Consider the following 15,373-nt stretch of genomic DNA (forward strand, 5'->3'; position numbering starts at 1 on the left):
TGCGGCTCGACCCCTGCTACAAATAGGCTTAGAGCAGAAGTTAGCCTTATCTGTTTGTGAAGAATTAAAGAAACTTGGCTTTAAATTCAGATGGACTGGGCCACCAAGCAGGTATGTAGGTCGCAAAACGCAAGAGGCTTAAAATGACCTCAAGGGGACTGTCACGATGAACCGGCGCTGGATGATTTTGGGCGGTACAGGCCTTGGCGTTGCGGCTGGCTGGGGCATTTGGTCTTGGTTTTCTCGTAACAAGGACCGTGATGCCAATCCGCCCGCACCCGAACCGACCCCTGCCCAGCCGACGCCAGCACCGACGCAAGCTCCAGCCAAGCCAGAGGTGGGCAAAGCGGGCCCTCCTAAATCTTCAATCCGGGACGGCTTGATCAAGGACCCCGCCGTGCGCGAAAGCCCCGAAGCAGCGGTCGCGCGGGGAACCGGCCTTGCTTGGCGCAAGCCGCAATTGGCTGAAGTGGTGACGCCAGATAAATGGTTGGCGGTCCGCCCGTTAAGTGAGCCAGGCTTTGGTGCGCGTGCCGGCAGCGGCGTGGACATTACCGATGCGGTTTTGCGAGAGGTCGTTGGCGATCAAGAGCTCGCGTCTGGCCCTGTGGTCTTTGCCATTCGCGGCGCAGTGTCAGATCGTGCTAGCAATCCTTATGCATCCGGCCACCGCTTGACGATTGTTGCCCCCGACCATTTGAATTTCTGCTGCACTATCGGGGTCTGGGACCCAGAAACCAAGCAATTATCGACCTATGCAGCCTCAACCGTGCCAAACCGCACGGCCATTGTCTCCTCTGCTTTAGGGGTGCAGGCCGCCAATATGTTGCTGCCGGGCGTATTCAATTACGTGCCTGGCTCGCACTCCAATTACAAAAAATACGGCTTCCCCTTCTCCATCATCGGGGCGCTTCGCCAGAACGGACCGGGCGGCGGGGCGGGTTCGTTGAAAGTGCTGCGCGCAACGACCCCGATGGGCATGCACGGGGCCACTGTCTCGACCACCACGGACGACAATATTCATTGCGCGGAGACCCCCTTGCTCGAACCCTATGACCGCTTTTCTTCAGAGGGCTGTTTGGTGGTGGCTGGGCGCTATACACCACAAGAAGGCCATACCGGGCCTTGGGCGCGCTTCTTGAAGGACGCGAAGTTTAAGGGCCGCTCGCAAGTCACCGTCATTCTGGCCAATAGCACGCAACTGCCAGTCGTATGACCGGCTTGCCTTAACAGAGTGACCTAACTGGGCTATGACGCGCGCCATGAACATCGCCCACGCCCTTTTTGCCCTGTTTCGAATTATCAGCCCGGCACGCCGCTGACTTCGATTCCGCGTGCCGGGAAGACATCGCCACAAAATCAAGTCATGACACGCCTGCCGTGAGACCACGCAGCGCGCTTAGCTAAAGACCGGACCGATGACCACAGAACCACGCGACTATCGCCCCACCATCTTTTTGCCAGACACCCCTTTCCCGATGCGCGCAGGCCTGCCGCAGAAGGAGCCGCAATTTGTCGCGAAATGGCAGGCAGAAGACCTCTATGGTCGCCAGCGCAAGGCCAGCGCAGGGCGCACGCGCTTTGTCTATCATGATGGCCCACCGTATGCGAACGGCAACTCCCACATCGGGCACTCGCTGAACAACAGCTTGAAGGACTTTGTCTGCCGGTCGCGCCAAGTCTTGGGTTTTGACGCGGACTTTGTGCCCGGCTGGGATTGCCACGGGCTTCCGATTGAGTGGAAGGTCGAAGAAGAGTTTCGCGCCAAGGGCCGCAAAAAGGACGAAGTACCAGCCGCAGAATTCCGCGCCGCTTGCCGCGTCTATGCACAAAAATGGGTTGAGATCCAAAGCGGTGAGCGTCAGCGCATGGGCCTGATGGCCAATTTCGCCAATCCTTATCGCACGATGGATTATGAAGCCGAAGCCACCATCGCCGAAGAATTCCTGAAAGTCGTCAAGACCGGCCTCGTGTTCCGTGGTTCCAAGCCCGTGATGTGGAGCCCGGTGGAGCGCACCTCGCTGGCCGAGGCCGAAGTTGAGTATCAGGAAAAAGTCAGCCCGACGATCTGGGTGAAGTTTCCGATCCTGATGGGCCCCGCCAAAGGTGCGAGTCTGATCATCTGGACCACCACGCCTTGGACGATCCCTGGCAACCGCGCCGTCAGCTATTCGCCAGACATCGCTTATGGTGTCTATGAAGTCGAAGCCATGGAAGCCGACCTCGCGTTCGCGCCTTGGGCAGCGCCTGGCGACCGTCTCGCGGTGGCCGATAAGCTAAAAGACGATGTCTTTGGCGCGGCAAAGATTGCCGCAGCCAAGCGCGTGGCAGACTTTGATCCATCCACGGCCCGATGCGCCCACCCCTTGCGTGGCCAAGGCTATGATTTTGATGTCCCCCTCCTCTCTGGCGACCATGTCACCGATGAAGCGGGTACGGGCTTTGTGCATACCGCGCCCAGCCACGGCACGGACGACTATCTGGTGTGGATGAAATCTGGGCTGCCACAAGCTGACATTCCGTTCACCGTGGATGCCGATGGCCGCTACACCAAGGAAGCGCCGGGCTTTGAAGGCTTGGCGGTTCTGGAGCTGGAAGGCAAAAAGGCCGGTAAAGAAGGCCCAGCTAATGGTGCAGTGATTGCGGCTTTGATCGAGGCTGGCGGGCTGTTGGCGCGTGGCCGCTTGACCCACCAATATCCTCACTCGTGGCGCTCGAAAGCGCCCTTGATCTATCGCAACACGCCGCAATGGTTCATCGCCATGGACAAGCCGGTCGAGCATTTGGGTGGCAAGACCCTGCGCGATGTGGCGATGGCCGAGATTGCTGCGACCGATTGGGGCAATGAAGCAGGCTCTAACCGCATCACCGCCATGGTGAGCGAGCGGCCAGACTGGTTGATCAGCCGCCAGCGTGCTTGGGGCGTGCCGTTGGTCATGTTCGTCCACAAGGACACGGCCACCATCCTGCAAGACGAAGTGGTGAATGAGCGTATCTTTGCGGCCATGCGCACAGGCGGGGCGGATGCTTGGTTCACCAATGATGCCAAATTCTTCCTCGGCGATGCCTATGATCCTGCCGAATATGAGAAGGTTGAAGACATTCTCGACGTCTGGTTTGACTCTGGTTGTACCCACGCCTTTGTAACGCGCAAGCGCTACGGCGAAGATACCCAAGCAGACCTGTATCTGGAAGGCTCTGACCAGCATCGCGGCTGGTTCCAATCCTCTCTGCTCGAAAGTTGCGCCACGCGCGGCAAGGCACCCTACAAAGCGGTGCGCACCCATGGCATGATCGTGGACGAGCAAGGCCGTAAAATGTCCAAGAGCTTGGGCAATGGGGTCGAGCTGGAAGATGTGCTGCGCCAAAACGGCATGGAAATCCTACGCCTTTTGTTTGCTGCCGCCGACTACACCAATGAGCTGGCCTTGGGCAAAACCATTCTGGATCAAGCGAGTGAAACCTATCGCAAGCTGCGCAACACGTTGCGCTATATGTTGGCGAGCTTGAAGGACTTCAGCCCAGACAAAGCCGTCACCTATGCGGACATGCCTTTGCTGGAAAAATGGCTGTTGGGCCGAGCTTACGACGTGGGCCAAGAAGTCCGCGCGGCTTGGATGGATTACGACTTTAAGCGGGCTTTGTCGGCTGTGTCAGACTTTGCCAATCTCGACGTCTCGGCCCTTTACGTCGATGTCCGTAAGGATGCGCTTTACTGCGACGAATTGGACAGCTTGCGCCGCCGCGCGAGCCAAACGGTGCTGGACCTGTTATTTGAGCGCATGCTTCTGTGGCTTGCGCCCATCCTGCCTTTCACCACCGAAGAAGCGTGGGGCACACACTTCCCAGAGGCTGAGTCTATCCATTTGCACGCCCTGCAAGATGATCCGGCCGAGTGGCAAGATGCGGCTTTGGCATCTCGCATGGGCCATTTGCGTGACTTGCGTCGGGTCGTGACCGGTGCGTTGGAAGTCCAGCGTCGGGAGAAAACAATTGGCTCGTCGCTGGAAGCCGCCCCCATCGTCTATGTCACCAATGATGCCATTCGTGGGGCAATTGGGCAGGAAGACTTAGCCGAATTGTGCATCACTTCGGGCCTAGAGCTTCGCAATGGCGACGGGCCAGCCGAGGCCTTCCGCTTGGAAGAAGTCGCTGGCGTGGCGGTCGTCTTTGAACGCGCGCCCGGCATCAAATGCGCGCGCAGCTGGAAGTTCTTTGATCCCGCAACCGCGCTTTCAGGCTTCCCAGATATCACGCCGCGGGATGCGCGCGCCGTGATGGCTTGGGACCAAACGAACCCCGCCTAAGGGAACAAGCGGTGAGGACAAGCCTTGCGCCTCTGCGCGGGCCGTGGCACGCCCGTGCTTGTGTCTTCACCTACCAGCCCTCCCCGTCCCGGCGTCCTTGATTGGAGCTTGTTGGCCACTTTGGTCATCCTGTGGGGCTCTGCCTATGCGGGCACCCATATTGGCGTAGAAGTCCTGCCACCAGCCGTTCTGGTGGCGTGCCGTCTCTGTATCGGGGCGCTTGTGCTGGGTCTGGGCTGTATCGCGATGCGGGCACGCCTGCCCCGTTTGACGGACTATAAGACATGGGGCGTGCTGACCCTGATTGGCGCAACGGGCACACTACTGCCGTTTCTCTTGATTTCAATCGCGCAAAAGACCGTGCCATCGGCTTTGGCCGCGATTTATATCGCCGCAGCGCCGTTAACGGTGGCGATCTTGTGTCACTTTCTGGTGCCGAGTGAGCGGCTAAACCTCAAACGCGCCGTTGGCGTGGGCGTCGGCTTTCTGGGCGTTTGCCTGTTGTTTGCCCCAGCCTTGTCCAACCATGGCATTGGGGCGACGCCTGTTGTGTCCCAACTTCTCTTGCTCGCAGCTGCTGTCCTTTATGGCTCCACCAGCGTGATGGTGCGCATGGTCAATCCAAACCTGCATCCGGTGGCTATGAGTTTTGGTTTTGTATTGGTGGCCGCTTTGCTGTCCCTGCCGCTGGCGGTCAGCGCTTGGCCAGCAGGCGGAATACATCTGGAAGCCCGCCATGTCTTCGCGATCTTGGGCCTTGGGGTTTTATCAACAGGGGTTGCTAACCTCGTCTATGTGCTGACCATTCGCCGGGTTGGCCCCGTCTTTATGTCCAATGTTGGCAATCTGGCACCCTTCTGGTCGATCCTTGTGGGTGCCTTAGCGTTTGGTGAGGCCTTGCCCGCGACGACCTTTGCCGCGCTTGCAATCTTGCTGTTCGGCGTGTGGCTGGTTCAACGCCAAGGCGCGCGCTAAATTTTAGCACTCACTCGACACTTGTCGCTGCAATAGAGCACCTGATCCCAATCTCGCGCCCACTTCTTACGCCACGAGAAGGGTCTACCGCACGCTTTGCAGGGCTTATCGGGTAGATTGGATTTCGAGACGACTTTACCCTTGGCGTTTTTCACGGTCCACCATCAAGGTTTGCAGGCGCGGGCGCACTTTCAAGAATTGACCATAAAGCCAATCCAAAAACGGCAAGATCAAGGGCAATTGCGCCAGATAGCCCAAAGGCTGAAACGGTGTGACTTGCTTCCACATGGCCGCAAAGGCTTTCGCGCCGGATATCAAGGGTCCGCCAGTCTCTTGGGCGTGAAAGCGGGCCAGCATGTCTGCCCGGTTTATCGGGCATGTGCCATCACCGGTCAGATCAACAAAGGCTATCCGGCCAGCCTTTTGATCCAGTTGCTGGTAGAGCGATATTTCTGCCCGACATAGGGGGCAATCGCCGTCGAACCAGACGGTCAAGCGCGGCTGATCCCTTCCGTTTAGATGGGTTTGGCTCATCTGCGCGCAGGCTCCAACAGATAACAGCGGCAGCGCTGATACGATGTTGACGCGCTGTCAGGATTTCGCCAAGCTATTGCAACTAGGTGTATTTGGTACCCCCAAGAACAGAGGTCGATCCCGGTGCAGGTGCTGAGAGCCATGAAATCCACTTCCGTTTCTGCAGACAAAGATAGGGCAGACAGCCCCGAAGGCAACCAATCGGGTAAGCGCGAACAGACCAAGCTTGCCAATCGGGCAGCCATCCTCGAAGCCGGCCGGCAGATTTTTGCTGAATTGGGCTACGAAGGCACCACGGTGCGCGACATCATTCGCCGCACGGAGCTCGCCTCTGGCACTTTCTACAATTATTTCAAATCGAAAGAAGAAGTGTTCCACGCCTTACATGACGATGGGCTGGCACGTTTCAAGCCGCTTTTGCGCGCAGCCCGCGAAAGTGCCGGGCAGGATTTCCAAGGTTTCATGATCACCGCCTTTGGGGCCTATTTCAACTTTCTGCTGAACGACCAATCAATTGACCGGGAAATGGCGGCGATGCCGGAATGGACGCGAGTCCGTTTCGATACGCCTGAAAGCCTAGCTTTGTTTGACGAACTAAAGAGCGACATCGTCTCCTTTGCCACCGAGTTTAACCTAGACCACGTCGACCCTGAGCTGCTGACGGCCTCTTGCATCGGTATTGCGCAAGAGATCGGCGACCGCCTCTTGCGCGGCAGAGTTAAGGACATTCAGGCAGCGGCACGATTTGCCGCCTATTTTGTGCTGGGCGGATCTCAGCGCGTTCAAAGTGAGATGCAAGCATGAGCCTTCAGAAGACCATCATCAATTTGCTGTTGAAACTGCCAGACCCAATCCTTGTTTCCATGGCCGGTGGCACACCCGTCGTGCGCGATGGCAGGACCTTGGATGCCCGTTTCCAATTCATCGCCCATAGCGTGACAAAGCGAGGCCCACCGCCAGAACTGACCAAGGAGTTTGCGCGTCAAGGGACAGAGATTTTGACGGTGCTGTTCGGCGGGCCATTGGAGCCTGGCGTCAGCTGTCAGGACCGCACCCTAGAGCTTGCGGGACGCACGGTCGCGGCGCGCAGCTATCGCCCTTCGAACCAAAACTCGCAAGCACCGCTGATGGTGTTCTATCACTTCGGCGGTGGCGTGGTCGGCAGTCTTGAGACCTGCCATGCCTTTTGCTCCATCCTCGCTAAGACAATCGGCTGCCCCGTTTTGTCGGTGGATTATCGCTTAGCGCCAGAAAATCCTTGGCCAGCTGGCCTCGATGACGCCATCGATTCTTTCCTCTGGGCACGCGACCACGCGCAAGAATTTGGTGCCCCTACAGGCGTTGCAGCCGTTGGTGGCGATTCTATGGGTGGCAATTTCAGCGCAATTATTGCCCAAGAGATGCAACGGCGTGAACTGCCGCAGCCTTTCCTGCAGCTGTTGATCTATCCCGCTACCACCATTCTTGAAACCGAAGGCTCCATGCAATCCTGTGCCGATGCCTATCCGCTGACGGCCGATATCATGGCTTGGTTTATGGCCAATTATCTGCCAGATCCAAATCTGGGCGAAGATCTGCGCGTCTCCCCCGCTTTGGCTCCAAGCTTAGCTGGCCTTGCCCCGGCGGTCGTTATCACAGCGGGCCATGACCCCTTACGCGATCAAGGCAAAGCCTATGCTGAGGCCTTGGAAGCGGCAGATGTTAAGGTCCATTACCAATGCTATGACAGTCTTGCGCACGGCTTCACCGCCTATACCGGCGGCGTTGCACAAGCTGATCGTGCCTGTCGCGAGATTGCAGGCGTAGCTGCCCGCGCCTATCGCGCCATGGGTGGCTGAGGGATCATGCGCGCCTTTGTGTGCCATGCCATCAGCGATGATTTGTCTGGGACTGGGCTGGCCGAGATCGCCACTCCTCAGCCCCAAGCGGGCGAAGTTCTGATCAAAACTAAGGCGGCGAGCGTCAATTTTCCTGATATCTTGATGTGCCAAGGCAAGTATCAATTCAAGCCAGACCCGCCGTTTACCCCTGGCCTTGATTGTGCGGGCGAGATCGTCGCCTTAGGCGCGGGCGTAACCGACTGGGCGGTGGGTGACGAAATTGTCGGCGGCGCACGGCTCGGCGGTTTTGCTGAGTATGCGGTGCTGTCTGCTTCCGCCATCCAGTTAAAGCCCCCTAATCTGAGCTGGGAAGAGGCTGCTGCCTATCAAGCAGCCTATCTGACGGCCTATGTGGCCTTGGTCCGTCGGGCCAATCTTCAAGCGGGTGAGACGCTGTTGGTGCATGGCGCGGCAGGGGGCGTCGGGCTGGCAGCGGTTCAGTTGGGCTTGCATGTAGGTGCGCGGGTGATTGCCACTTCGGCCTCACCGACGAAATTGCAAGCGCTGCGCGATCTGGGCGTAGAACACACATTGCTGGTGCAAGATGGCTTCCGTGACGCGGTGAAAGCCCTTTCAGGCGGACGTGGGGCCGATGTTGTGTTTGATCCAGTCGGCGGCGATGTGTTTGATGAGAGTGTCCGTTGTATGGCATTTGATGGCCGCCTATTGGTCATTGGCTTCACGAGTGGCCGCATCCCGACTGTTTCGGTCAATATGCCCCTCATCAAAGGCTTTTCCGTCATGGGTGTGCGAGCGGGCGAGTATGGTCGCCAATTCCCCGAGCGCGGGCGCGAGAATGTAAAAGCGGTTTATGATCTGGTTGCGGATGGTCGCCTCAAACCCCATGTCGGTGCCGTCTTCGCCCTGAGCGAAGTGCGGGACGCGTTTGATCTGATGATAGCGCGCCAGCTTGTCGGAAAAGCGGTGATCGTGCCCTAATGGGTTTTAGCCGACGCCAACTTTAGCAATGACTTCTTCAAGCCCACTCACCACTTGGTCGCGCATGCGGGTCTGAAGGTTGGGCGTCTTGAACAGAACATCAATCGCATTCAAATGCGTCTGGATTACATCGGGGCGCACCGTTTCAGGCCCGCTGGCCCGGCTAAGGTAGCTCCGAAGCAATTGCGCAACGCGGGAGACGTGGAAGTCTTGGATCTCGTCCGCAATCGAATGAACTTCGCCAACTGCCCGCAGCAAGAGCGGCATGATATCGGTCCGGCCATCCCGCAACGCGTTGACATGTAAGCCAATTCTGGCAACTGCTAAGTTCATGATCGAGCGCATCGACTCAACCATTTCTTCTTCTGTTGCGATCTCTAAGGGATCATCAAAGCGACGATAAGGCCCTTTGAAGGTTGGCTCCGCGCGTCGGCGACGGCAAGGGCCAGAATAGCCAGGATCATCAATGAAGTTACGTGGCCGCTCGATCACTTCGCGTAGTCGATCACAAACCGACTTCACCGAGACAGGCTTTAGAATGAATTCATCCACGCCAGAATTGCGCGCAAACTCGATTTGGCTCTTGCGATTATTGGCGGTCACCAAAATGATGGGGGTGACTTTCAGAACATTATCATCTGAGGCGCGTACCCGCCGTGTCAGTTCAATGCCATCAATATTCGGCATCATCCAGTCCGTGATTAAGACATCAGGTCTAACCGAATCAAAGGCGTCGAGCCCATCTTCCCCGTCGACCGCGACCGAAACGCTGTGCACGCCTAGATTGCGCAAGATCTCGGTTAGCAAAACGCGAAAAAATGGCTGGTCGTCGACCACGAGGATCGACAACAATGACAAATCTAGCCGTTGTGGTGTCCTCTGTTTGAGTGGCACGCTTGATATTCCCTATATTCAGCCTCAAACTTACTCAGTTTGGAGTTAAGATCGCCTTACCAAGGGCGGAATCTTCCACACATGTTACTGTGAGAAACCCACCTAGGGTCGATCACCTGATTTGGTCATATCTGCAACAGCATCGCGCTTTACCCGCGCAATCGCGTCGATCACGGCTTGGCCATAGATCGGGCCGAGGATGGTCGTATGACTGGCAGCGTCAACATTGATCGACGATCCTCGTTTGGATAGACGCGCCGGGCGGGCTTGGGCCTCTTTCCAAGCATTTCGACCGGCCGATACAGGCCCCGCTGTAAGGGTAGCCACTGGGATGGCCTCCAAATAGCGATCAGCTGCCATCGCAGCCTCGGCGCCTTCAATCGTGGCTGCAATCTCAGCAGCTGAAGCCCGCATGTGGGACGGCGCGCCAAACATGCGGCGTTTCTCTCGCAAGGGTGCACCGCCCAAACCAATTCGATTGGCGTAGAACGGGGCCAGAGGCTTCACAAGGCCAAACTGGGCAAACCCAGCGCCGACGCTGGCGAGCCTCTGATAGCGCTTAATCCAAATCTGGGCCTCAGGAATTGAAATTGCACTGGGGTCGGCTGCATCGATCAAGACGAGACCGACCACATCATCCGGGTTTTGACTGAGATAAGCGCGCGTCAAAAGCCCAGCCATGGAGTGGCCGACCAACACATAAGGGCCCTTTTCGCCCGCAGCATTCAACAAGGCCTTGAGTTCTCTGGCTAAAGTGGCCGGATCGCGCGGGGCTTTTGAGGGTTCAGACCAGCCCATACCCGCGCGGTCATAGGAGCAGGTGCGCCCTGTTTTAGCCACTTCAGGCTGCAGGTACCCCCAGTCTGCTGCTGCCGAATAAGCGCCGGATTCAAAGATAATGGTCGGCTCCCCCGGACGAGCCTCACCCTCACAGACCAGACGTTGCTTGCGGCCATCGACCTCAATGAAAACCCCGCGCGGTGGGTTCTTCCATCCCCCTGCTGCCATGGCCAATCCCGTCCCTGTCCAAGTCAAAACGCTCGCCAACAAGACGAGCCCAACCCAACGCAATGCTGTCAAAAGCAGTTTCTTCACGGCCACTTCAACTCGCCAACGGCAGCTTTTGCGCCAAAAGCGACAGCCACAGGCGCACCCGCTTTTCGTTCACGCCCATATCGCGATAGCCATATTTCGAACGCGAAAAGACGCAAATAGAGGCTTTGCCTTCCCCCAAATCGACGGGCATTGCGGTGATCCAATCGGGAAAGCCGACCAAAGCTGTGCGCTGGACCGCCTCAATCTGCCCGTCACCTTCGCGAATGTCTGACACCCGGGACTGGCTGCGCGCAATTTCCAGCCAAGCCTCGCGGACTTGGCTGACGCTGGCTTGAAATACCCCTGACTGCAGATCGGGCGCTTCGCCAGCCTGAAAGCCCGACGGCAGTGCCAAGCATTGATTGGGTCTTGAGATTTTCTTGAAGCGAGCAAAGTCGAGCGGGAAATCTTTGATCATGCGGTGTTCCTTAACGGGCCGAATCTGAACGGCAGGGTGTGTCGGCTAAAGGGTAATGACAAGGCCTACTTTGGCTGAGACCTGATTATCCAACAGCCGCTTCCAAGCTGCTTGCGCCGCATCGAACCCTTCGCTCTCCACCACGTCGAGCCAAGCCCGCGACTCATGGGCAAACCGGTCAAAGGCTGCATCAACCGCGCGGTTAAACTCAGCCCCGCCCCAAGCCGCGCTCAAGCGGGCCATATGGGTTGGTGCAAAGAAGAATTGTGGCTTGGGGCCCGGCAGAGCGGCAGGTGCCGCGGTGCGCTCTGCATCCCAATGCGCTCCACCGACAATGATGGACTGCTTCAATAACTCGGCCAGATGCGTATGGACGCCGGCAGTCACCGCTGGGTCGCCCGCAAAATCGACATAGATCGAGCTTTGCAGCGGCAAGTCTGCCAATTGGTCATAGGTCACCACAAGATCATAATAGCCTGTGGCTTCCAAAAAGGCTTTGGACCGGGCCGATGTCAGACCAATCAGCTTGACCCCGCCACGACGCTTCAAGCAGGCATTCATCGCCAAGGCCGTCTTGCTGGAGGCGCTGGAGGAGATCACATAGTCGCTCTCCCAATGCCGCTCGTCCGCAATCCAGTCATCGAGTAAAAAGCCTGTCATAAACAAGGGCTTCAACAAAGCGACCCGGCCTTCGGTTTCTGCGTTCTCTGGCTGCACCACGCTATAATGATTATAAGCGGCGGCCATTTCTTGGCGATGCGCGGCCCCGTCACGGAAGCCTGCAGCACTGACTTTAATCGGCTGAACTTTCAGTGTGTTCGCAATCGGGAAGTAGCCATAAACACGGGTGCCAAGGGCGACCCCTTCGGTCTTCGACGCGATGACTTCAGCAAAACCCCAGACAGGCACGCGGCCGAGGCTGGCGCTGGAGGCTGGGAAGAAGTTCCAATACTTCATACCGTCGCCAAACATGGCATAGGTCACATTATTGGCCGTTAGAGAGAAGCGCGAAATCGCCAGCAGGGCTTCGCCGTCTGCCAGATCATCGGGCGATTGCGCCGTTAGCTGCATGTCGCGAAACGACGGACGTCCCATTTCCAGCACGAATTGATTGACGCTCATGGCCTGTTCTCCCTAAAATTCTTGTTCGCACACCTTGCACTGACTGGATCAAAAGTGCGAGGCCCCTCGACCATTTCTTAAAGTCCGTCTATCGGCTTGTCATCATGACTTCCGCTTTGCAAATTCTTCGTCTGGACATCGGCCTGCCCTTAGACAGTGGCGCGATCTTTTCGCCGCTGGAAATCGGCTATGAGACGTGGGGCGAATTGAACGCGGAAAAGTCCAATGCCGTCCTGATTTGCCATGCTTTGACCGGCGACCAGTTTGTGGCTGGCCCCAATCCGGTGACGGGCCAACCGGCTTGGTGGGCGAATTTGGTGGGGCCAGGGCGGATCATCGACACCAACCGCTATTTTGTTATCTGTTCTAACGTGCTGGGCGGGTGCATGGGCACCTCAGGTCCAGCCTCCATTGGACCAGACGGTCAGCCCTATGGCCTCTCCTTCCCCGTCATTACGATTGCCGACATGGTGCGGGCGCAAGCGGCTTTGATCGACCATTTGGGGATAGAGCGTTTATTTGCGGTGATCGGTGGCTCGATGGGTGGCATGCAGGTGCTAGAATGGATCGCCAGTCGGCCAGACCGGGTGGGCGCGGCCATGCCGATTGCCTCTGCTGCCCGTCACTCAGCTCAGAATATCGCATTCCATGAAGTGGGTCGCCAAGCAGTGATGGCAGACCCGGAGTGGCAAGGTGGCGCCTATCAGATCAAAGGCACCAAGCCTGTCAAAGGCCTGTCGGTCGCGCGCATGGCTGCGCACATCACCTATTTGTCCGATGCCGCTTTGCACCGGAAGTTTGGTCGCCGGCTACAGGACCGCAATGAGGTTGCCTTTGGCTTTGATGCGGATTTCCAGATTGAAAGCTATTTGCGCTATCAGGGCAGCCGCTTTGTCGATCGCTTTGATGCCAATTCCTACCTCTATATCACGCGCGCGATGGATTATTTCGATCTGGCGGCAGGGTTTAATGGCCGATTGAGCGACGCTTTCACCGCCTTCAAGGGCCGCGCTTGCGTCGTGTCCTTCTCCTCCGACTGGCACTACCCCCCTGCCGATAGCCGCCACATTACCCGCGCGATGATCGGGGCAGGCGTTGAGGTCTCCGCTTTTGAAGTCGAAACCGACAAGGGCCATGACGCTTTCCTGCTGGACGAACCCCAGTTCCACGAAGCCATGGCAGGCTTTCTGGCCGCCAGCGCTGCAGATCAGGGTTTGTGATGTCAAACGCCGCCTCGACCCGCGCCGATCATGAGATCATTATCAATGCCGTGCCTCAAGGCGCGCGCGTGCTGGACGTTGGCTGTGGCGATGGCGTTTTGCTGCACCGCCTGAAGCAAGAGCGGAACGCCGTCGTGCGCGGCATGGAATTGAGCCAAGCCGGGGTGAATGCTTGCGTGGCAAAAGGGCTCTCGGTGGTCCAAGGCGACGCAGACCTTGACCTTGCGCTTTATCCCGATGATTCCTTTGATATTGTCGTGCTGTCGCGCACCATTCAGGCCACGCGCAAGCCCGAGATGGTGCTAAAGCAAATGCACCGAATCGGAGCCAAGGCAGTCGTGTCGCTACCCAATTTCGGTTTCTGGCAAGTACGGCTTTCGTTGTTTTTGCGAGGTCGTATGCCAGTGACGCAAGGCTTGCCGGATTCCTGGCACGAGACCGAGAATTTGCACTTGTGCACCCTGTTGGATTTTGACGATCTGGCCAAGCAATCGGGCTTTGATCTGGAATCGGTTACCCGAATTGCAGCCGGGAAAGCCAGCCCACCGTCGCAGGCAACATCCAGCTTGCTCAACTGGCTCTCTGAAGAAGCGGTGTTTGTTTTAAAGCGTGCCGGGATGACTGCCCGGTGACGACCATGCCAGCCTTGCACCACGATGTGCGCCTGCAGATTTCGGGCGTTGCCCTGCAGCGCGGTTTTCGTCGCTTGGTAGCCGACTTTGATCTCACCTGCGCGCCGGGGGACATCATCGCCCTGCAAGGCCCAAACGGCAGCGGAAAGACCACCCTTTTGCGCGCCATTGCCGGCTTTCACACCCCTGCCGCAGGCCGGATCACATTATCGCGCCTGCAAGGTCCCGAGATTGAAGAGCCCGGCGAAGTCCTGTCCTTTTTGGGCCATCAAGACCCGGTCAAGGCCGGGGAAAAGCTGATCGATCAATTGCGCTTTTGGGCCGATCTGTGCGGGGCCAGCAGCAATCGCGTGGCGGAAACCTTGGCCCAAGTTGGTTTGAGCAAACAAGCGGACCTGCAAGGTGGGGTCTTGTCGGCAGGCCAGCGCAAACGCGCCGCCGTTGCCCGTTTGCTCCTAGAAAATCGCGCCATCTGGCTGTTGGACGAGCCTGCCTCACCCTTGGACCAAGAAGGCCGCGCTTTACTTGGAGCGCTGTTGGACCAGCACGCGCAACAGGGTGGCATCATCTTGGCCGCCGTGCACGACCCCTTGCCTGTTGTCAGCGCTCGCATCCTCACCCTCGGCACGGTCGAAAGCGGGGTAGCGGCATGAGCTTGCTGCGCGCCTGTTTGGCGATCTTAAGACGCGAAGTCCGGCTTGGCTGGGGCGCTGGCGGCGGCGCGCTTTTGTCTGCGAGCTTCTTTGCAGGCTCCGTCATGGTGGCCCCTTTTGCCTTGGGGCCTGCGCCCGACACCTTGGGTAAGATTGGTCCGGGTTACTTATGGCTGGCCCTGACGCTGGCCAGTTTGGTGTCGCTAGAGCGCCTGTTCCAAGCCGATCTGGAAGACGGCACGCTTGACCAAATGCTGCTCAGCCCCGTGCCGCATAGCTTGCAGGTATTAAGCAAAATCCTCGGCCAATGGCTGGCGACGGCTGTGCCTCTGCTCGCCGTCAGCCCGATTGCGGCACTACTGGTCCGCGTAGAACCTGAAGTGATCTTGCCGCTATGTGGTCAATTGGCGGTAGGCAGTTTGGGTCTGTTCCTGATTGGCGCGATTGGCGCAGCACTTGGGGCCAGCGTGCGGCGCGGTGGCCTCTTGGTCGCACTCGTCGTTCTGCCACTTTATGCGCCGAGTGTGATTTTTGGCGCGAGCGCGGCCGCAGCCCTTGCCAACGGCGGTAATTTTTTCAGCCAGCCATTTTTGTTTTTGTGTGCTTTGGTTCTGGCAGCCTTGGCCTTTGCCCCAGTAGCGGCAGCAGCGGCGGTGCGCCTGCACGTGGATTGAGGTGGGGGGACCACCCCTTCACCGCCTTCG

16 protein-coding genes are annotated in these 15,373 nt (G+C 58.0%); 10 read left to right on the forward strand and 6 right to left on the reverse strand.

Features of this window, described 5'->3' with window-relative positions; genetic code table 11:
• Positions 1 to 166: 166 nt before the first annotated feature.
• The 3 genes from ACIQ20_RS02960 (at position 167) to ACIQ20_RS02970 (ending at position 5,282) form a co-directional block, all read left to right on the forward strand.
• Positions 167 to 1,216 carry a hypothetical protein gene (locus tag ACIQ20_RS02960; RefSeq protein ID WP_395777269.1) on the forward strand — a complete coding sequence of 350 codons (1,050 nt, stop codon included), beginning with the start codon at positions 167 to 169 and terminating at the stop codon, positions 1,214 to 1,216.
• A gap of 202 nt (positions 1,217 to 1,418) precedes the next feature.
• The gene (ileS, locus tag ACIQ20_RS02965) at positions 1,419 to 4,307 is read left to right on the forward strand and encodes an isoleucine--tRNA ligase (RefSeq protein WP_395777271.1); all 2,889 of its coding nucleotides are present in this window, start codon (positions 1,419 to 1,421) and stop codon (positions 4,305 to 4,307) included.
• A gap of 111 nt (positions 4,308 to 4,418) precedes the next feature.
• Positions 4,419 to 5,282 (forward strand): DMT family transporter, encoded by an 864-nt coding sequence (locus ACIQ20_RS02970; RefSeq protein WP_395777273.1) that lies wholly within the window; start codon positions 4,419 to 4,421, stop codon positions 5,280 to 5,282.
• On the opposite strand, the gene ACIQ20_RS02975 is transcribed toward ACIQ20_RS02970, so the two are convergent.
• Both ACIQ20_RS02975 and ACIQ20_RS02980 read right to left on the reverse strand, forming a co-directional pair.
• Positions 5,279 to 5,437 carry a DUF2256 domain-containing protein gene (locus ACIQ20_RS02975; protein ID WP_395777276.1) on the reverse strand — a complete coding sequence of 53 codons (159 nt, stop codon included), beginning with the start codon at positions 5,435 to 5,437 and terminating at the stop codon, positions 5,279 to 5,281. The genes ACIQ20_RS02970 and ACIQ20_RS02975 overlap by 4 nt on opposite strands.
• A complete protein-coding gene (locus ACIQ20_RS02980) occupies positions 5,418 to 5,816 on the reverse strand; it encodes a thiol-disulfide oxidoreductase DCC family protein (protein ID WP_395777278.1) in 399 nt (132 codons plus the stop codon). Before ACIQ20_RS02980 ends, ACIQ20_RS02975 begins: the two co-directional genes overlap by 20 nt.
• Before the next feature lie 141 nt (positions 5,817 to 5,957).
• On the opposite strand from ACIQ20_RS02980, the gene ACIQ20_RS02985 reads away from it, so the two are divergent.
• The 3 genes from ACIQ20_RS02985 to ACIQ20_RS02995 are packed head-to-tail and all read left to right on the forward strand — an operon-like array spanning position 5,958 to position 8,635.
• Positions 5,958 to 6,620 (forward strand): TetR/AcrR family transcriptional regulator, encoded by a 663-nt coding sequence (locus ACIQ20_RS02985; protein ID WP_395777280.1) that lies wholly within the window; start codon positions 5,958 to 5,960, stop codon positions 6,618 to 6,620.
• Positions 6,617 to 7,654 (forward strand): alpha/beta hydrolase, encoded by a 1,038-nt coding sequence (locus ACIQ20_RS02990; RefSeq protein WP_395777282.1) that lies wholly within the window; start codon positions 6,617 to 6,619, stop codon positions 7,652 to 7,654. Before ACIQ20_RS02985 ends, ACIQ20_RS02990 begins: the two co-directional genes overlap by 4 nt.
• 6 nt (positions 7,655 to 7,660) lie before the next feature.
• On the forward strand, positions 7,661 to 8,635 hold the full coding sequence (locus ACIQ20_RS02995) for an NADPH:quinone oxidoreductase family protein (RefSeq protein ID WP_395777284.1): 975 nt from the start codon (positions 7,661 to 7,663) through the stop codon (positions 8,633 to 8,635).
• A 6-nt stretch (positions 8,636 to 8,641) separates the two neighbouring features.
• Here ACIQ20_RS02995 and ACIQ20_RS03000 read toward each other — a convergent pair whose 3' ends face one another.
• The 4 genes from ACIQ20_RS03000 to ACIQ20_RS03015 form a co-directional block, all read right to left on the reverse strand.
• A complete protein-coding gene (locus tag ACIQ20_RS03000; protein WP_395777286.1) occupies positions 8,642 to 9,529 on the reverse strand; it encodes a response regulator in 888 nt (295 codons plus the stop codon).
• Positions 9,530 to 9,631: 102 nt separating this feature from the next.
• Positions 9,632 to 10,630, reverse strand: a complete 999-nt coding sequence (locus ACIQ20_RS03005) for an alpha/beta fold hydrolase (RefSeq protein WP_395777288.1) — start codon at positions 10,628 to 10,630, stop codon at positions 9,632 to 9,634.
• Between the two features lies 1 nt (position 10,631).
• Positions 10,632 to 11,042: a DUF1499 domain-containing protein gene (locus tag ACIQ20_RS03010; RefSeq protein WP_395777290.1), complete on the reverse strand. Its 411-nt coding sequence runs from the start codon at positions 11,040 to 11,042 to the stop codon at positions 10,632 to 10,634.
• Between the two features lie 45 nt (positions 11,043 to 11,087).
• Positions 11,088 to 12,164 (reverse strand): DUF2855 family protein, encoded by a 1,077-nt coding sequence (locus ACIQ20_RS03015; protein ID WP_395777292.1) that lies wholly within the window; start codon positions 12,162 to 12,164, stop codon positions 11,088 to 11,090.
• Positions 12,165 to 12,268: 104 nt separating this feature from the next.
• Between ACIQ20_RS03015 and ACIQ20_RS03020 the strand changes: the two genes are divergently transcribed.
• Genes ACIQ20_RS03020 through ccmB form a run of 4 tightly spaced genes read left to right on the forward strand, consistent with a single transcriptional unit; the run spans position 12,269 to position 15,343 of the window.
• Positions 12,269 to 13,384: a homoserine O-acetyltransferase gene (locus tag ACIQ20_RS03020; RefSeq protein WP_395777294.1), complete on the forward strand. Its 1,116-nt coding sequence runs from the start codon at positions 12,269 to 12,271 to the stop codon at positions 13,382 to 13,384.
• Positions 13,384 to 14,016, forward strand: a complete 633-nt coding sequence (gene metW, locus ACIQ20_RS03025; RefSeq protein ID WP_395777296.1) for a methionine biosynthesis protein MetW — start codon at positions 13,384 to 13,386, stop codon at positions 14,014 to 14,016. Before ACIQ20_RS03020 ends, metW begins: the two co-directional genes overlap by 1 nt.
• Positions 14,017 to 14,021: 5 nt before the next feature.
• Positions 14,022 to 14,669: a heme ABC exporter ATP-binding protein CcmA gene (ccmA, locus tag ACIQ20_RS03030; protein ID WP_395777381.1), complete on the forward strand. Its 648-nt coding sequence runs from the start codon at positions 14,022 to 14,024 to the stop codon at positions 14,667 to 14,669.
• A complete protein-coding gene (gene ccmB / locus ACIQ20_RS03035) occupies positions 14,666 to 15,343 on the forward strand; it encodes a heme exporter protein CcmB (protein WP_395777298.1) in 678 nt (225 codons plus the stop codon). The genes ccmA and ccmB overlap by 4 nt, the downstream gene beginning before the upstream one ends.
• Positions 15,344 to 15,373: the final 30 nt, after the last annotated feature.

Source organism: Aquidulcibacter sp. (assembly GCF_044346625.1).
Classification (GTDB): Bacteria; Pseudomonadota; Alphaproteobacteria; order Caulobacterales; family Aquidulcibacteraceae; genus Aquidulcibacter.